This window comes from Micromonospora sp. NPDC049044 (assembly GCF_040649215.1).
Taxonomy (GTDB): domain Bacteria; phylum Actinomycetota; class Actinomycetes; order Mycobacteriales; family Micromonosporaceae; genus Micromonospora.
Genome location: NZ_JBEZFA010000005.1, coordinates 24,162 through 41,375, shown reverse-complemented (window position 1 = coordinate 41,375; position 17,214 = coordinate 24,162). Strand labels below are relative to the sequence as shown.

The 17,214-nt window shown below is 70.2% G+C and carries 14 protein-coding genes, 1 tRNA gene and 1 other RNA gene; 5 read left to right on the top strand and 11 right to left on the bottom strand.

Translation table 11 applies throughout. The features are described from left to right. Positions 1-5: 5 nt before the first annotated feature. Positions 6-1,499, bottom strand: a complete 1,494-nt coding sequence (locus AB0B85_RS05390) for an MFS transporter (protein WP_357403835.1) — start codon at positions 1,497-1,499, stop codon at positions 6-8. Between the two features lie 107 nt (positions 1,500-1,606). Between AB0B85_RS05390 and AB0B85_RS05385 the strand changes: the two genes are divergently transcribed. Then, the gene (locus AB0B85_RS05385) at positions 1,607-2,248 is read left to right on the top strand and encodes an HNH endonuclease family protein (RefSeq protein ID WP_357403833.1); all 642 of its coding nucleotides are present in this window, start codon (positions 1,607-1,609) and stop codon (positions 2,246-2,248) included. Then, the gene (locus tag AB0B85_RS05380) at positions 2,245-2,631 is read left to right on the top strand and encodes a hypothetical protein (RefSeq protein WP_357403831.1); all 387 of its coding nucleotides are present in this window, start codon (positions 2,245-2,247) and stop codon (positions 2,629-2,631) included. Before AB0B85_RS05385 ends, AB0B85_RS05380 begins: the two co-directional genes overlap by 4 nt. 61 nt (positions 2,632-2,692) lie before the next feature. Here the strand turns inward: AB0B85_RS05380 and AB0B85_RS05375 are convergent, their stop codons facing one another. The 7 genes from AB0B85_RS05375 to AB0B85_RS05345 form a co-directional block, all read right to left on the bottom strand. After that, complete coding sequence (locus AB0B85_RS05375) at positions 2,693-3,793, bottom strand: oligopeptide/dipeptide ABC transporter ATP-binding protein (protein ID WP_357403830.1); 1,101 nt, start codon at positions 3,791-3,793, stop codon at positions 2,693-2,695. Continuing rightward, positions 3,790-4,776 carry an ABC transporter ATP-binding protein gene (locus AB0B85_RS05370; RefSeq protein ID WP_357403828.1) on the bottom strand — a complete coding sequence of 329 codons (987 nt, stop codon included), beginning with the start codon at positions 4,774-4,776 and terminating at the stop codon, positions 3,790-3,792. Before AB0B85_RS05370 ends, AB0B85_RS05375 begins: the two co-directional genes overlap by 4 nt. A gap of 52 nt (positions 4,777-4,828) precedes the next feature. After that, on the bottom strand, positions 4,829-5,842 hold the full coding sequence (locus AB0B85_RS05365; RefSeq protein WP_357403826.1) for an ABC transporter permease: 1,014 nt from the start codon (positions 5,840-5,842) through the stop codon (positions 4,829-4,831). Next, positions 5,839-6,846, bottom strand: coding sequence for an ABC transporter permease (locus tag AB0B85_RS05360; RefSeq protein ID WP_357403824.1), 1,008 nt, complete (start codon positions 6,844-6,846; stop codon positions 5,839-5,841). The genes AB0B85_RS05365 and AB0B85_RS05360 overlap by 4 nt, the downstream gene beginning before the upstream one ends. Before the next feature lie 97 nt (positions 6,847-6,943). Further along, positions 6,944-8,617, bottom strand: a complete 1,674-nt coding sequence (locus AB0B85_RS05355; protein ID WP_357403822.1) for an ABC transporter substrate-binding protein — start codon at positions 8,615-8,617, stop codon at positions 6,944-6,946. 246 nt (positions 8,618-8,863) lie between these two features. Further along, a complete protein-coding gene (gene recR, locus AB0B85_RS05350) occupies positions 8,864-9,457 on the bottom strand; it encodes a recombination mediator RecR (RefSeq protein WP_179781356.1) in 594 nt (197 codons plus the stop codon). Between the two features lie 8 nt (positions 9,458-9,465). Beyond that, positions 9,466-9,774 (bottom strand): YbaB/EbfC family nucleoid-associated protein, encoded by a 309-nt coding sequence (locus AB0B85_RS05345; protein ID WP_238433593.1) that lies wholly within the window; start codon positions 9,772-9,774, stop codon positions 9,466-9,468. 207 nt (positions 9,775-9,981) lie between these two features. Here AB0B85_RS05345 and AB0B85_RS05340 point away from each other — a divergent pair, with 207 nt between their 5' ends. Beyond that, entirely contained in the window at positions 9,982-10,659 is a 678-nt protein-coding gene (locus AB0B85_RS05340) for a DUF998 domain-containing protein (protein ID WP_357403820.1), read from the top strand. On the opposite strand, the gene AB0B85_RS05335 is transcribed toward AB0B85_RS05340, so the two are convergent. Then, positions 10,656-13,760: a DNA polymerase III subunit gamma and tau gene (locus AB0B85_RS05335; RefSeq protein WP_357403818.1), complete on the bottom strand. Its 3,105-nt coding sequence runs from the start codon at positions 13,758-13,760 to the stop codon at positions 10,656-10,658. The genes AB0B85_RS05340 and AB0B85_RS05335 overlap by 4 nt on opposite strands. Before the next feature lie 181 nt (positions 13,761-13,941). Then, positions 13,942-14,031, bottom strand: an RNA gene (gene ffs / locus AB0B85_RS05330) — signal recognition particle sRNA small type. Between the two features lie 82 nt (positions 14,032-14,113). Here ffs and AB0B85_RS05325 point away from each other — a divergent pair. After that, positions 14,114-14,198, top strand: a tRNA-Ser gene (locus tag AB0B85_RS05325). A 1,210-nt stretch (positions 14,199-15,408) separates the two neighbouring features. On the opposite strand, the gene AB0B85_RS05320 is transcribed toward AB0B85_RS05325, so the two are convergent. Continuing rightward, positions 15,409-16,071 carry a pentapeptide repeat-containing protein gene (locus AB0B85_RS05320; protein WP_357403816.1) on the bottom strand — a complete coding sequence of 221 codons (663 nt, stop codon included), beginning with the start codon at positions 16,069-16,071 and terminating at the stop codon, positions 15,409-15,411. 268 nt (positions 16,072-16,339) lie between these two features. On the opposite strand from AB0B85_RS05320, the gene AB0B85_RS05315 reads away from it, so the two are divergent. After that, entirely contained in the window at positions 16,340-17,176 is an 837-nt protein-coding gene (locus AB0B85_RS05315; RefSeq protein WP_357403814.1) for a class I SAM-dependent methyltransferase, read from the top strand. Positions 17,177-17,214: the final 38 nt, after the last annotated feature.

The window sequence follows — 17,214 nt, the reverse complement described above, 5'->3', positions numbered from 1 at the left end:
GCCCGCTAGCGCGGGGGCGTGGCGGCGGGTAGCGAATGGCAGGGCTGCGACGGTGGGGCCGCGCGGGGCGGCCGGCGCACCAGCACGAGCGCCAGCACGGCCCCGGCCAGCAACAATCCCGCACACCAGGCCAGCGCGCCCCGGAATGCGTCGGTCAGCTCGGCCTGCTGCGCGTAGCCGCTGCCGGAGAGGCCGACAAGTAGCGGCAACGCGGCCACGGCGAGCAGACCGCCGGCCCGGGACGCGGCGTTGTTGAAGCCGCTCGCCACCCCGGAGAACCGGTCCTGCACGGCGGCCAGCACCGACGCGGTGAGCGGTGCCACCACCAGGGTCAGCCCGATGCCGAAGAGCAGCACCCCGGGCAGCACGTCGGTCCAGTACGACGCGCCCGGTGCGACGCCGCGCAGCAGCAGCAGACCGACCGCGGCGAGCACCGGCCCGACGGTCAGCGGCAGGCGCGGGCCGATCCGCGCCGCGAGCGCTCCGGCGCGGGCCGACCCGGCCAACAGCAGCAGGGTCATCGGCAACAACGCGATGCCGGTGCGGAAGGCCGACCACCCGACCACGTTCTGCAGGTAGACGGCGAAGAAGAAGGTGAAGCCGCCGAGCGCCGCGTAGACGACCACTGTGAAGATGTTCAGCACCGAGAAGAGTCGGCTGCTGAACAGCCCGGTGGGCAGCATCGCGGCGTCGCCACGCCGCCGTTCGAGCAGCACGAATGTCACAGCGGACAGCACCCCGACCAGCGCCGCGATCAGCACCGGGGCCGAGTCGAAGCCCCGCGCGGGCGCGTCGATCAGGGCGTACGTGACGCCGGCCAGCGCGAGCGCGCCGAGCAGTGCGCCGCCGATGTCGAACCGCCGTCGGGTCCGACCCGGCCCGGCGGTCCGCGAGGCGCTCTCGTCCCGGCTCTCCGGCACCCAACGCGTCGCGGCCAGCACCACGAGCACGGCGATCGGTAGGTTGAGGAAGAAGATCCAGCGCCAGGACAGCGCGTCGATAAGCCAGCCCCCGATGAACGGGCCCAGCGCGGTGGACACCCCGGACAGTCCGGCCCAGGCGCCGATGGCCCGACCTCGGTCGTCCGGGTGGAAGCTGGCCTGGAGCACGGAGAGCGATCCGGGGGTGAGCAGGGCACCGCCGGCGCCCTGGAGGAACCGGGCGGCGATCAGCCAACCGGTGTCCTGGGCCAGCCCGCACAGCACCGAGGCGGCGGTGAACCAGATCACCCCGATGAGGAAGATCCGTCGGCGGCCGAAGCGGTCCCCGAGCGCGCCGCCGAGCAGCACGAACGCCGCCAGCATCAGCAGGTAGCCGTTGACAGTCCACTGGAGATCGGCGACGTTCGCGCCGAGATCCTGCCCGAGCTTCGGCAGCGCCACGTTGACGACGGTGCTGTCGAGGAAGACCATGCCAGAGGCGAGTACGGCGGCGAGCAGCGTGCCCCGGCCGGCGGTGGTGCCCATCCGTAGTGTGCGTGCCGGCGCGGGAGTGGTCATCCCACCAATCTGCCTTGCATCATGTGGGAGACGCCACGAATCGCCGAAACCATTCCCGGGTACTGTGCGCAATCGCCGGGAGACCGCAAGCTGGAGAGGTGTCGTCTGTGCGTACCAGATCAGGACCCCGAGCGGCGGCGACCGCGCTCGCCGCGACGCTGGCGCTCGGCGTGGCCGGTTGCGTCCCGCCGGACGAGCCGGTTACGCCTCCGCCGTCGAGTGACGGCGGCAACGCGGCAGAGCAGCTGAGCCAGCTCACCGTGGCCGCCGCCGGCTCGATGAAGGGCTACAGCCGGGACCGCTTTCCGCACTGGCGGAACACTGGCAAGAACTGCGACGTGCGGGACAGCATCCTCCAGCGCGACGGCAAGGACGTGAAGCTCTCCGGCTGCAACGTGGTCGGTGGGCGTTGGGAGAGTGTGTACGACGGTCGCAGCTTCTCCGATCCCTCCGACGTGGACATCGACCACATGGTGCCGTTGGCGAACGCGTGGCGCTCGGGTGCCGACGAGTGGGACGACGCGAAGCGGGGTGATTTCGCGAATGACACCACCCGGCCGCAACTCTTTGCGGTTTCCGCGTCCTCCAATCGGGCAAAGGGTGACCAGGACCCGTCCCAGTGGAAGCCGGCAAACCGGTCGTACTGGTGCAAATACGCTCAGGACTGGGTGACGGTCAAGCACTACTGGCGGCTGACGGTGACAAGCGCCGAGAAGGCCACCCTGACCGACATGTTGGAGGGCTGTTGAGTGGGGAGCGAGACGTGACCGCCGCCGGGCAGGACGGCCCGGCCGCCGCCGGCATGACCGCGGACGGTGCCGCCGAGACTCCCGCCGCGGTGCCGGGCGCCGGCATGGTCGCGGATTCGGGCGGCGCGGCCGGCCCGCAGAGCCGCACCACCGACATCGTGCCCGGCCCCGGCGGCGTGATGACCGACGAGGTGGGCGTCGTCACCGGTGACCTGACGCTGCGCACCGAGTACGCGGACGGCAAGGTCACCCTGCGGGTGCAGTACAAGGACGCCGACGAGTGGTATGCGGTGACCGGCACGACTGTCGCGCTCGCCGACCCGGCCGGGTTGGACGCGGTACACGGCGTCGCTGTGGGGTTGCTGCACCGCCCGGAGGGCTGAGGCACCCGGAGCACGTACCGGCCACAGGGGCCGTCCGGCAGCGGACGGCCCCTGTGCGGCGTCACGGGGTGGGGATCAGCTCGCCCGGCGGGTCGACCGGGCCGGTGCCCTCGCTCGGGCGGACCAGCTCCACCTCGACCTCGTGCGGCCGGATCCGGCCGGCGGCGATGTCCTCGGCGAAGTGGCAGGCCACCCGGTGTCCGCCGACCACGTCCCGTAGCTCCGGGCGTTCGTCCGAACAGCGGGTCGGCTGCGCCCACGGGCACCGGGTGTGGAACCGGCAGCCCGACGGCGGGTTGCTCGGCGACGGCAGGTCGCCGGCGAGCAGGATCCGCTCGCGGCGGTCCTCGACGACCGGGTCGGGCACCGGCACCGCGGACATCAGCGCCCGGGTGTACGGGTGCATCGGCTCGCGGTACAGGTCGTCGCTGGACGCCTCCTCGACCAGACCGCCGAGGTACATCACGCCCACCGTGTCGGCGATGTGCCGGACCACAGCCAGGTCGTGCGCGATGATCAGGTACGTCAGACCGCGCTCGTTCTGGAGGTCTTCGAGGAGGTTGAGCACCTGCGCCTGGATCGACACGTCCAGTGCGGAGACCGGCTCGTCGGCGACGATCAGGTCCGGGTTGAGCACCAGGGCCCGGGCGATGCCGATGCGCTGGCGCTGACCGCCGGAGAACTCGTGCGGGTACTTGCTGAGGGCGGACGCGGGCAGACCCACCGCCTCCAGCGTCTCGCGCAGTCGCCGGTCCGTCTCGGCCTTGTCGGCAGCCAGCCCGTGCGCCTTCAGGCCCTCCACGAGCAGCGACTCCACCGACTGTCGAGGGTCGAGACTGGAGAGCGGATCCTGGAAGATCATCTGCATCCGGCGGCGGGCCTGCCGCATCGCCTCGCCCTTGAGCGCGCGGACGTCGGTGCCGTCGAAGACGATCTCGCCCTCGGTCGGCTCGACGAGGCGCAGCAGGCCACGACCGAGCGTCGACTTGCCGCAGCCCGACTCGCCGACCAGGCCGTACGTCTCACCCTTGCGGATGCTCAGCGACACCCCGTCCACCGCGTAGACGTACCCGATGGTGCGGTCGAAGAGCAGGCCGCTCTTGATCGGGAAGTGGACCTTGACGTCGCGCAGCTCGATCAGCGCAGTGGTCTCGTCGGTCATCGGACCGCCACCTCCTCGGGGACGGGGTTGTTGCAGCGGAGGTCGCCGCCGGTGGCGGTGGGTTCGAGCGGCGGCGGCCCTTCGAGGCACGCGTCCACGACGTTGTCGCAGCGCGGCGCGAAGGCGCACCCCTCGGCCCACGGGATGTTGTCGGCTACCGACCCGCGGATCGCGTGCAGTCGCTCTCCGCGCGGGGAGTCCAGCCGGGGCACCGAGTTGAGCAGCCCGTGGGTGTACGGGTGCCGAGCGTGCGCGAACAACTCGTGCCGCCGCGCCCGCTCGATCACCTTGCCGCCGTAGAGCACGTTGACCGTGTCGCAGAGTCCGGCCACCACCCCCAGATCGTGCGTGATCATGATCAGGGCCGTGCCGGTCTCGTCCACCAACTGCTTGAGCAGGGTGAGGATCTGCGCCTGGATCGTCACGTCGAGCGCGGTGGTCGGCTCGTCGGCGATCAGCAGCCGGGGCTTGCAGGCCAGCGCGATGGCGATCAGGGCGCGCTGGCGCATGCCGCCGGAGATCTGGTGCGGGTACTCGCTGAGTCGCCGCTGCGGGTCGGGGATGCCGACGGCGTCGAGCAGCTCTCGTGCCTCCCGCAGCGCCTGCTTGCGGTCCCGGCCCTGGTGGCGTTCCAGCACCTCGGCCACCTGCACGCCGATCGGGATGACCGGGTTCAGCGACGACAGCGGGTCCTGGAAGATCATGCCGATGTCCCGGCCGCGCCGGTCACGCATGTCCCCCGGTCGCAGCTTCAGCAGGTCGGCGCCGTCGAACAGCACCTCTCCACTGACCTTGTTGCCGCGCTTGGGCAGCAGGCCCATGATGGCCAGGCTGGTCACGCTCTTGCCGCAGCCGGACTCGCCGACCAGGCCGACGGTCTGCCCCGGCTCCACCGTGAAGCTGACCTTGTCGACGGCGTTGAAGGGTCGCTCGCCGCGCCGCTGGAACACGACGCTCAGGTCACGTACGTCGAGCAGGCTCATCGGGTCACTTCCTCACTGCTGTGGTTCATCGCTCGCGATGCGCACACGGCGGTCACCGCCGGTTCTTCGGGTCGATGGCCTCGCGCATCGCCTCACCGAACAGGGTGAAGCCGAGCGCCACCACGATGATCGCCAACGCCGGGTAGTAGGCCAGTTCGGGGCGTACCTCGAAGTAGCGCACGCCGGCGTCGCCGAGCATCGCGCCCCACTCGGCCCGGTCCCGATCGGGGTCGCCGAGGCCGAGGAACGACAGCGACGCGGCCTCGATGATCGCGACGGAGAGCGTCAGCGTCGCCTGCACGATCACCGCGGTCATGGCGTTGGGCAGCATGTGCCGCAGCACGATGTTGCGCTGCTTGACGCCCAGCGCTCGCGCGGCCAGCACGTGATCGCTCTCCCGCTGGGCGAGCATCGAGCCGCGCAGCAGCCGGGCGAAGATCGGCACGTTGACGATGGCCACCGCCATGATGACCGTCCACTGGCTCGACTTGCTGGCCAGGGCGACCAGGGTGATCGCCAGCAGCAGGGCGGGCAGGGCCAGCATCACGTCGGTGATACGCATGAGGATGTTGTCCACCCAACCGCCGACAGCGCCGGCGATCGCGCCCAACAGCACGCCGATGGCGAGCCCGATGATGGTGGCGAGGACACCGACGAAGAGTGTCTGCCGGCTGCCGTAGACCAGGCGGGACAGCAGGTCCCGGCCCAGCTCGTCGGAACCGAGGGGGAAGCCGTCCATGGGCCCGGCGATGTTGTTCGGGGTGAGCTGGTCAGTCAGCGCGTCGAAGCGCTGCACCGGGTCGTGCGGGGCGATCAACGGCGCGAAGATCGCCACCAACACGAAGAGCGCGATGATGGTGGCGCCCACGATGGCCGCCGGGTTGCGGCGCAACCGACGGAACGCGTCGCGGAACAGACTCACGCCGCCCGGGGCGGCGGTCGACTGGGCCAACTCGTCCAGGCGAGCCTTCTTACGGTCACTGAGGCGGTTCCGGCCCGCGCCGGACGCCTGCTCCTTGCCGCTGCGGGGAGCCGGGGCGCCGGCCTGCGTGGTTGGTTCGGTCATCGCACACGCACCCTCGGGTCGATGAAGGCGTAGGAGAGGTCCACCAGCAGATTGACCACCACGAAGACCAGTGCGGACAGCAGGATCAGCGCCTGGAGGATCGGGTAGTCGCGGCTGCCCGTGATCGAGTCGGTGATCAGCGTGCCGAGACCACCCCAGTTGTAGACCTTCTCGGTGAGGACCGCGCCGGACAGCAGCGCGCCGGTCTGGAGGCCGATGGTGGTGACCACCGGCAGGAGCGCGTTGCGCAGGATGTGCCGGCCCCGGACCGTACGGTTCCGCAGGCCCTTGGCCTCGGCCGTGCGTACGTAGTCCTCGTTGAGCACGTCCAGCACGCTGGCGCGGGTCATCCGGACGATGACCGCCAGCGGGATCGTGGCGAGCGTGAACGCCGGGAGGATCAGGTGCCAGAGCGCGTCGGCGGTGGCGTCGAACTCCCGGGTGAGCAGGCTGTCCAGGACGAAGAAGCCGGTGATGTTGGTGTTGTCCAACCCGATGCCGACCCGGCCGGACGGCGGGAACCAGTGAATGTTCTGGGTGAAGACGTCCTTGAGCAGGTAGCCCAGGAAGAAGATCGGGATCGAGACGCCGAGCAGCGTGCCCACCACCGTCAGGTGGTCGAGGAGCCGGCCGCGCCAGCGGGCGGCGAGATAACCCAGTGGGACGCCCAGCCCGACCGCGATGAGCATCGCCGCGAGGGCGAGCTCCACGGTGGCCGGGAAGGCCCGGCTGATCACTTCGGTGACGGGGTCGCCGGTTCGGATCGAGTTGCCCAGGTCACCGGTGAGGATCCGCTGCATGAACTTGCCGTACTGCACGAGGATCGGCTGGTCGTAACCGAGCGCCTTGGTCAGCAGAGCACGGGTCTCGGGGGTCGCCCGTTCACCGAGCAGCGCGTCGACCGGGCCACCGGGCAGGTTCCGCAACCAGACGAAGATCAGCGCTGACAGTGCTATCAGCGTCACCACCAGCTGTAGCAGGCGGCGGACTATCACTCGCAACATCTCTCACACACCAGACTTTCGATAGTCGCGGAATCGGCCCGGGCGGGGGAAACCCCCAACCCGGGCCGATTCCGCCTACGGCGTCAGCCGATTGACGTCACTTCTTGACGCTGACGGTGTTGAACCGCTCGTCAGTCAGCGGGCTGGCCTTCAGGCCCTCGACGTCCTTGGTGACGACGATCGCCGGCGGCGCGTGCCAGACCGGCACGGCCGGCAGCCACTTGGCGGCGATGTCCCGGTTGACCTGCTCCCAGGCGGCCTTCTTGCCGGCGTCGTCGACGGTGCCGTCGGCCTTGGCGATCGCGTCGAACATCTCGGTCATGGCCTGGTCGCCGAACTCGGCCTTGCCCCGGCCGAAGAACGTGCCGACGAAGTTGCCCGGGTCGTTGTAGTCACCCGTCCAGCCGAGGATGTGCAGGTCCTGCTTGCCGAACGTCTGCACGTCGTCCTTGAAGCCGCCGTTCCACGGGCGAGGCACACCGTTGACCTTGATGCCGACGGCCTGGAGGTCGTTGGCGAGGATGGTGAAGATCTCCTGCGGGTTCGGCATGTACGGCCGGGTGACGTCCGGCGGGTAGTAGAAGTTCAGCGTCAGACCCTCGGCGCCGGCCTCCTTGAGGAGCTGCTTGGCCTTGTCCGGGTTGTACTCGTACTTCTGCACGTCCGGGGCGTAGCCGAGCACGGTGTCCGGCATGAACTCGTCGGCGACCTTCGCGCCGGCCGGGCCCTTGGTCTGCGCGAGCTGCTGGCGGTTGAGCGCGTAGGCGATCGCCTGCCGCACCCGCAGGTCCTTCAGCTTCGGGTTCTTCTGGTTGATGCCCAGGTAGAGGATGTTGAACGCCGGGCGGGCGACGACCTGGAAGCCCTCGTCGGAGAGCGCCTTGGTGTCGGCCGGGGCCGGGAAGTCGATGCCCTGGACGGTACCGGCGCGCAGCTCCTGCTTGCGGGTGTTCTCGTCCTTGATGATCTTGATGATCATCTTGTCGACCTTGGCCTTCTCACCGAAGTAGTCCGGGTTCCGGTTGAGGGTGATCTCGCCCTTGGTCTTGTCCCAGCCACCGAAGGTGAACGGGCCGGTGCCGACCGGGTGCTCGTTGGCGAACGCGCTGTACGCGAACGAGTCGCCGTTCTGCTTCACCGTGTTGGCGTCGTACTTCTTCAGCGCCTCGGGGCTCGCGATCGAGAGCGAGGTGAGCGCGAAGGCACCCGGGAAGGCACCCTTGTACTTCTTGAGCGAGAGGACGGCGGTGCCCTCGTCCTTGGCCTCGCACTTGTCGTAGATCGACTCGCTGGCGCCCTCGGCCTCGTTCTTCGCGAAGCCACCGAAGACGTCCATGTAATAGATCATGTTCGCCTGGGCCGCGGCGCCCTGCATGTTGTACCAGCGGTCGAAGTTGTAGCAGACCGCCGCCGCGTTGAAGGGGGTGCCGTCGTGGAACTTCACGCCCTGCCGCAGCTTGAAGGTCCAGACCTTGCCCGCCGGATCGTGCTCCCAGCTCTCCGCCAGGCCGCCGGTCAGATCAGCCGTACCCGGCTTGTGGCTCACCAGCGTGTCGAACATCTGCCGGACCGGCCGAAACGACTCACCGTCGTCGTTGAAGATCGGATCGAAGTTCTTCGGGTCACCGGCACCCGCGAAGATGAAGGTGCCGCCAGTCTTGGCCTCGCCACTGTCGCCGTCGCGCTCGCTCTCCGCGCAGCCGGCCGCGCCGACCGCCAGGGCGGCAACGGCCGCGATGGCCACGGCCGTTTTAAGCCTTCTCGCCTGCATCTCTCACCTCTGTCATGCGCATGACCACGCCGAGCTGTGGCTCGGTCCGTGTGCGGGAGGCTATGACATGTCACACGCGCAGCGGAACGGGCGTTAGGCAATCGCTACCAAGCCGACACCTTGCGCAGACGTCTGACAGTCGACGGCAAGGCGAACACATCGAGCGACACATCGATCCGTGCCCGGGCCGGACACCGGAACGGGGGCGGCACCGTCGACAACGGCACCACCTCCGCGCGGTACGACTCAGACGGCCCGGCGGCCCTCGAAGGCCCGGCCGAGGGTGATCTCGTCGGCGTACTCCAGGTCGCCGCCGACCGGCAGACCGCTGGCCAGCCGGGTCACCGCGATCCCCATCGGCTTCACCATCAGCGCCAGATAGGTGGCTGTCGCCTCGCCCTCGGTGTTCGGGTCGGTGGCCAGGATCAACTCCCGTACCCCGCCACCACCGAGGCGGATCAGCAACTCCCGGATGCGCAGATTGTCCGGACCGATCCCCTCCAGCGGATTGATCGCGCCACCCAGCACGTGGTAGCGACCGCGGAACTCACCGGTCCGCTCGATGGCCACCACGTCCTTGGGCTCCTCCACCACGCACAGCACCTCGTCGGTGCGGCGCGGGTCGCGGCAGATCCGGCACTGCTCAGACTCGGCCACGTTGTAGCAGGTGGTGCAGAACCGCACCAACTCCTTGACCTTGCGCAGTGCGCCGGCCAACCGGTTGACGTCGGCAGGATCCGCCGACAGGACGTGGAACGCGATCCGCTGAGCGCTCTTCGGACCCACGCCCGGCAACCGGCCCAACTCGTCGATCAGGTCCTGGATGGCACCTTCGTACATCTGCCGGCTCAGAAACCGGGCAGGCCGAGGCCGCCCATGCCACCGGCGACCGGGCCCATCTTGCGCTCGGTCAGCTCCCGGGCCGCCTCGGCGGCGTTGTGCACCGCCGCGACGACCAGATCCTCAAGCGTCTCCACGTCGTCCGGGTCGACGGCCTTCGGGTCGATCTTGATGGCCTTGAGCTCACCAGCGCCGGAGACGGTCGCGGTGACCAGCCCACCGCCGGCGGTGCCGGTCAGCTCGGCCTCGGCCAACTCGGCCTGAGCGGCGGCGATCTGCTGCTGCATCTTCTGCGCCTGCTTCAGCATCTGCTGCATGTTCGGCTGTCCACCTGGGCGCACGGATGGCTCCTTCTCGCACTCGTCTGCTCGGCCGCCGCCCAGCCTATCCGCTGGGACCGACCACACCCCGCCCGGGAACACCGTCCACCCCGTCGAAACACCTGCCCGGTACGGCTACCACTACCCCGAACCGGCCGCCTGGTGGTAGTGCGCCCACGCCCGCCGCACTGGTCTGCTCGTGGCATGAATCTCAACCGAACCGGCCGGATCGGCGCGCTGTGCTGGCTCGCGGCGGCGCCCATCTTCCTCGTCGCCAGCCTGATCACCGGGCTGCGGTGGCGGGAGCCGACCTACAGCTGGGCCACCCACAACATCAGCGACCTCGGCAACGCCCACTGCGGCGTCTGGGACACCACCAGACCCCGCTACGTCTGCTCGCCCTGGCACCCACTGATGAACGCCGCGATTCTGGCGACCGCCGTCCTGCTCGCCGCCGGGCTGGTGCTGACCTGGCGGCTCCTCGGCCAGGGTGGCGTGGTGCGCTCGGCGCAGGTCCTCCTGCTGCTGGCCGCCGGCGGTTACGCCCTCGCGGCCGTCTACCCGGCCGACGTCGACGAGAACCTGCACGTCCTCGGCGCATTCCTGATCATGGTGTTGGGCAACATCGGGCTACTCCTCGCCGGGTTCGCACCACCCGCCACGACGCTCGGACGATGGCGACGGCTCACCCTCACCGCCGGGCTCGTCGCACTTGCCGGGACCGTGCTGTTCGTCGCCCAGCAGGGCCTGGGCATCGGGGTGGGCGGCATGGAACGAGTCGCCGTGTTGCCCTTCCCCAGCTGGGCCTGCTGCCTCGGCGTCCTGCTCGCCGAGCGGCCTGTCGTCCAGGCGTCGCACGCCCGGTCGACAGTGGCGAACTAGCGGGCGTCGACCTCGTCGATCTTCTCGGCCCCGAACGTCTCGCGCAGCAGCCGTACCGCCTGCTCCTCGCTGGACTCCCGCGCCGTCTTCTCGTCGATGATCTCGTCCAGCGGCTCGTCGCCCGGGTCGAACCCCTCGTACACCGGGGTCGCCGCGCCACCCGGCCGACCGGCCCGCGCCGGGCCGTCGAAGTCCGGGTCGTAGGGCGGCTCGCCGGCCCACTCGGCGTCCGCGACGGGCCGGGCCGCCGCTCCGGTACGCGCACCGCGCCCCGCCGCCGCCGCGCGAGCCGCGGCGATGGCGCTGCTCACCGGGGCACCACCGGCTGCCGCCGGCTGCCGGGCCGCCGGTGTCGGGTTACCCCGCCCACCCGGGTTGCCGCCGCCGGCCGCCGGCTCGGGGCGACCCGAACCGCCCGGTCCACCACCGTTCTGGCCACTGCCATTGGCGTGACCGCCGATCGGGCCGCCGCCGTTCGCACCGCCACCCTGGCTGCCGCCGCCGTTCGGGCCGCCGCCGCTCGGGCTGGTCGGAATCGACGCCGAGCCGGGACCGCCCGGTCCGGCATCAGGGCCCGAGGCGTTCCCGGCCGACCCGCCACCCGGACGGGCGGCCTCCGGCCAGTCCTCGTCGTCGGTCGCCTCGGCGGCGGGTGCGCCACCGCCCGGGCGGGCCGCCTCCGGCCAGTCGTCCTCGTCGTTCGCCGACGCGACCGGCTGCGCTGCGCCCGGCCGGGACGAAGCGTGCGCGGCGGGCGGCGTTCCGCCCTGCCGACCCGAACCGGGCGCACCGGGGCCTGCCCCGCCCCCCTCGGCACGCGCCCCCACGCCTCCCGGCAGGCCACCACGGGCACCCGAGTCGGCAACACTCGTCGAGTTCGGCGCTGTCACCGGGCCGGCGGCGCTGCTCGGGTTCGGCGCGCTGGGCGTCGCTGTCACCGAACCAGCGGCGCTGCTCGGATTCGGCGCGGCGGACGGTGCGCTCGGCCGGCCGGCAGCGGCCGACGGGTTCGGCGCGGCGGACGGTGCGCTCGGCCGGCCGGCGGCGGCCGACGGGTTCGGCGCGGCGGACGGTGCGTTCGGCGGGCCGGCAGCGGCGTTTGCGTTCGGCGCGGCGGTGGGATTCGTCGCGGGAGCCGGCGCGGCGGACTGGGCGCGCTGGGGGCCGGACAACGACACGCCACCGCGCTCACCGGCGACCTCGCAGCGGATCTGCCAGCGCCCGCCCAACTCCTCGTAGAGCGCGTCGGTGAGCACCGCCGCATGATCGGCCATCATCTTGGCCAGCACCGTTGACTTCACTGTCAGCACCAGCATGTCGCCGTCGAGTTCACGCACCACGGCGTCGCGCATCAGGGCGGCGATCCGCTTGTTGGTCCGGTTTACCTTGCCGACCACGTCGGGCCAGACGCGGCGGACCGCGACGGCGTCCAACGCGGCGGCCGGCGCGCCCGGTCGGGGTGGCTGGGGCGTGGCCGGGTCGGGCAGCACCGCCGACGGTGGCACCACCCGACGGGGGGCCGGCCCAGCGGGCGAGACGGGTGCCGGCCCGGTGCCGGCCGACGCGCCCGGTGACGCCGGGATCGGCGAGTCGGCGGCCGAGCCGTGCCCGGCCGGTACGCCGGACGTCGGACCGTACGAGGCCGGTGCAGCGGACGTCGGACCGTGCGAGGCCGGTGCACCGGCGGTCGGGGCACCCGGGACCGGGCCGGGCGAGGCGGGTGCGCCGGGGACCACGGCAGCCGACGCGGGCGCACCCGGGACCGCAGCGCCGGGGGTCGGGGACGCGGCCGGTTCGACCGCCCAGGGCGGTGCGGAGGTCGGGGCGTTCACTGGTGCTGGATGTGCGGCAGCCGGGACCGGGGTGCCGGGCTGTGGGCGTACTCCCTGGTGGGTGGGCGGAGCGGAGCCGGCGGCGGCCGACGGCGCGTCGGTGCCGCCCAGGGTGAGCCGACGTTCCATCCGTTCGAGGCGTTGGAGCAGGCCGCCGGTGGAGTCGTCCACGCCGGGCAGCAGCATCCGGGCGCAGATCAGCTCCAGCAGCAGGCGGGGCGCTGTGGTGCCGCGCATCTCCACCAGGCCGTCGTGCACGATGTCGGCGCAGCGGGAGAGCGTGGCCGAGCCGAGTTGTGAAGCCTGGGCGGCCATCCGCTCGATCTGGTCGGCCGGGCCGTCGATCAGACCCTTCGCGGCGGCGTCCGGCACCTGCTGGATCACGATGAGGTCGCGGAGCCGCTCCAGCAGGTCGGAGGCGAACCGGCGCATGTCGTGCCCGGCCTCGGCGACCCTGTCGACTGTGGCGTACGCGGCGGCGCCGTCACCGGCGGCCAGCGCGTCGCACATCTCGTCGATCAGCGCCGAGTCGGTGACCCCGAGCAGCGAGACGGCCCGGGCGTAGCTGACCCCCTCCGGGCCGGCGCCGGCGATGAGCTGGTCGAGCACGGAGAGGCTGTCCCGCATGCTGCCACCACCGGCGCGCACCACGAGCGGAAAGACCGCCGGCTCGACGGCGACGCCCTCGGCCTGGGTGAGCTGCTCCAGGTATGGGCGGACCACCTTCGGCGGGAAGAGCCGGAACGGGTAGTGGTGGGTCCGCGACCGGATCGTGCCGAGGACCTTCTCCGGCTCGGTGGTGGCGAAGATGAACTTGACGTACTCCGGAGGCTCCTCGACCAGCTTGAGCAGGGCGTTGAAGCCCTGGGTCGAGACCATGTGCGCCTCGTCGATGATGTAGATCTTGAAGCGGCTGTTGGCCGGCGCGAAGAAGGCACGCTCGCGCAGCTCACGGGCGTCGTCGACACCACCGTGGCTGGCCGCGTCGATCTCGATCACGTCGATCGAGCCGGTGCCGTCGGCGGCCAGCGAGCGGCAGGACGCGCACTTGCCGCACGGCTCGGGAGTAGGGCCCTGCTCACAGTTGAGCGAGCGGGCCATGATCCGGGCGCTTGTGGTCTTGCCGCAGCCGCGAGGGCCGGAGAAGAGGTAGGCGTGGTTGAGCCGACCGCTACGCAGCGCCTGCGACAGCGGCTCGGTCACGTGTTCCTGGCCGATGACCTCAGCGAAGGTACGCGGCCGGTACTTGCGGTAGAGCGCCAGCGTCACTCGTCCCGCCTCCTCTCGACCGAGCCATTCTGCGCCGGTCGGGCGCGGGTGACCACCCACCCCGCCGGGGCGCCTGGGCCCTCGGGCTTGATCGACTCGGCTTCCTGGAAATCGGGGTGTCCGCATGCCCGGGATGCCCCGACATCAGGGATGTCGAGTGGATCAACCGGCCCACAGACAAAAAGGCCTCCCGTGCACCCGGCAGAGCTCGCTTATCCTTGCTGCCTTCCGGCCCTGGGGAGGTTCACGAGATACCGCCGCACGGGAGGTGCCGCCAAGCCTACCCGACCGCCCGTCGATCTTCAGGGGGTGGTGGGGTGGCCCGGCCGACGGGGGCCTGTATCCTGGCTCGCGGAGGATTCGCCTAGAGGCCTAGGGCGCACGCTTGGAAAGCGTGTTGGGTTTACACCCTCACGAGTTCGAATCTCGTATCCTCCGCTCGCCTCACCAGGCAAAGCATGAGGGTCGGCCCCGATCTGGGACCGGCCCTCACTCGTCTGTGGTGCCACGTCGTCTCAGTTGCCGTCTCAGTACGCGTCTGGAGGCCGCCCAATCCGACCACCGAAGCCAGGCGCAACCCACCTGGCGATCAGCCCACCACCTCCGCCATGGTGCAGCCGGAGCGGAGGGAGCTTGAGCGTAGGCACCAAGGCCGTTCGGCAGGGAAGCGCGATCGTTACTGCGGCGCGGTTGAGGAAGCCCTGCCTGGTCCGATTGCTCGCTCGGCGACTTGACTGCCAGTTCTTTGATCTCGTCCGGCAGATGGTGCATTAGTTCCAGGCTTCGAACGTGTTCATCGCCCACAATGTCGGTAACACGTAGCGAGAATTCAAGGCGTCGCAGTCGGCGTATCGTCCTGAGGTTCATCCTTACCAGACGTTTGCCCTCTCGCGGTCCGGCAGCTGGCACAAGAGGCGCGTTCTTCGCCAACCACAAGAGTTCAAAGTCAGACCCATGCGAAAGGCCGAGATCACCCAGGGCTCTACGTAACTCAAGGGGCGAAACCCAAGAGGAAGTGGAGAAAGTTCCGTCCGGGAGAACGAACTCGCCCCTATATGTAGCCGAGATCACCGTTGCGACGCCTGGGCCAGCGTTGAACATGTACGCCTCCCAGTAGTCGCTCTTCAACTCCTGCTCTTGGTCAGCACCCTCCACAGAGAAGCCTATCGACGGGCGGTGGGTTCTCGCGAACTGGGCACGAGCAAGAAGTAGACCGGCCAGAGCAGCGGCGATACTGGCCAGCGTCTCGGGTGGCAAGATCGTGAGGCGGTATGGCCACTCGGATCTCGTCTTGTCGCCAACATTTGCTCGAATCACCTCCCAAACGAGAAGGGTCAGCAGTAACAGCAGAACGGCCCAGGGAACGCCAACAAACAAAGGAGACCTTTTTAGCACCCGTTGTTGACTTGCTCCGCCGGTCCGCCCCTCCGGCCACCGTTCGCCCATGAACAGCACCGTACACAAGTCGGACCACTCGAGGACCCTTGAACAGGTAGCCGTGCAGGGAGATATCAGAAAAACGCAAGCGGGGCTAATCAAGGCCACCCTCGCCATTCGTCTTATTTGCCGCCTTCACCCCAGAAGAGGCCGCCGAACTGCTGGGCAATGTCGCGGCGCACTGGTCGGTTGAGTCGTCGCTGCGCCAGCCTCAGCCCAGCACCTGGACGCCCTGCGCGCCCTGCGCCGAGAGCCACCGTTCGAGTTCGGCACCGCCGAGGGACCGGGTCGCGGCCTCGTCGACGAAGACCGGGCCGACGACGGCCCCGGTCGCGCCGTCGAGCTGGCAGCCGAACATCCGCGCACCGCTGAGCACCGTCGGCATGCTCGGGCCGCCGAGGGTGCACCAGCGCAGGCTGGCGTACTCAAGGTTGGCGCCGCGCAGGTCCGTCTTGTAGAGCTTCGCGGAGTTGAGGATCGCGCGACTGAGATCGGCGTCAGCCAGCACCGCGTCGTCGAGGTGCGCCGCGAACAACCGCGCCGAACCGAACCGCGCCGCATCCGCCGCGCAGCCGACCAGGTCCGCCTTGGCCAGGTCGGCACCGGAGAAATCCGCGCCCTGCGCCTCGGCATTGCTCAGGTTGGCGTCGCCGAGGTTGGCGGCCTCGAACCGCACCCCGGCCAGCTGGGAACCGGCGAGGTAGGCGCCGGCCAGGTCGAGCCGGCTGAGGTCCGCGCCGCGAAAATCAAGAGAGTCACCCGACAGGTACGCCCCGACCGACGAGTCGGCGAACCAATCCGTAAGCGCTGCCCGAGCGTCGGGGCTGTCCGGCCACCGAAGAACGTCGCCGCTGGTCCGCATGTACGTACTCATCCGTCGAACACCACCCTGCCGTCCTACGCCGGAGAAAGGGTCCGCGACCCACTGCCGCACATCGGCAAACGCGCTCGCCGACCGGCCGGCGTTCACCACTGGCCACGCCGATCGCACCGCCCGAATCCAGCAGCCCGCCCGCGGGTGGCACCTCGGCAGTCATGTGTCCCCTCGGTCGCTCAAGGTGATCATGTGAGCGGACGGAGATTAACATGAGCCGCCCGTCGCAACTGTCCAGGCGAGACGCTGCTGTGGTCTCATCGACGTCGTGACCGAGGCGACGTGGCAGTGGGACGAGACCCTGTACGCGGGCAGCGCCCGCCACTACAGCGTCGGACGGATGCCCTACCCGCCAGGTCTCGCCGACGCCATCCGTACCGCGCTCAACCTCGACGGCACCGGTCGACTGCTGGACGTGGGCTGCGGACCCGGATCGTTGACGCTGCTGCTCGCGCCCCTGTTCGAGGCGGCGGTGGGCGTCGACGCCGACCAGGACATGCTCGCGGAGGGGCGGCGCAGAGCTGACGGCGTCGGGGTGACGAACGTCGAGTGGCGACACCTGCGCGCCGAGGCCCTGCCCGCCGACCTGGGTACCTTCCGGGTGGCCACATTCGCCCAGGCGTTCCACTGGATGGACCGCCCGCTCGTGGCGCGTCAGGTCCGCGACATGCTCACGCCCGACGGGGCCTGGGTGCACGTCGGCGCCACCACACATCAGGGCGTCATGGGAGACGACCCGTTGCCGTACCCCCGGGCACCCTGGCCACAGATCGACGAGCTGGTCGCCAGTTACCTGGGGCCGATCCGCCGGGCCGGGCAGGGCTTGCTCCCGGCGGGCACCCCCTCCGGCGAGGCCGAGATCATGCGCGGGGCGGGCTACGCCGGCCCTACCCGGATCACCATCGAACAGGGGATCGTGGTGGAACGCTCGGTGGACGAGGTCACCTCGGCGGTGTTCTCGCTGTCCAGTTCGGCACCGCACCTGTTCGGCGACCGACTCCCGGCCTTCTCGGCGGATCTGCGCCAGCTCCTGACGACGGCAGCACGGGACGGCCGCTTCGCCGAGCGGCGACAGGACATCGGCGTGACGATCTGGCGACCCTGACAGTCGCCCGCGCACGGCACCGGGCCCAGCGGCGCCGA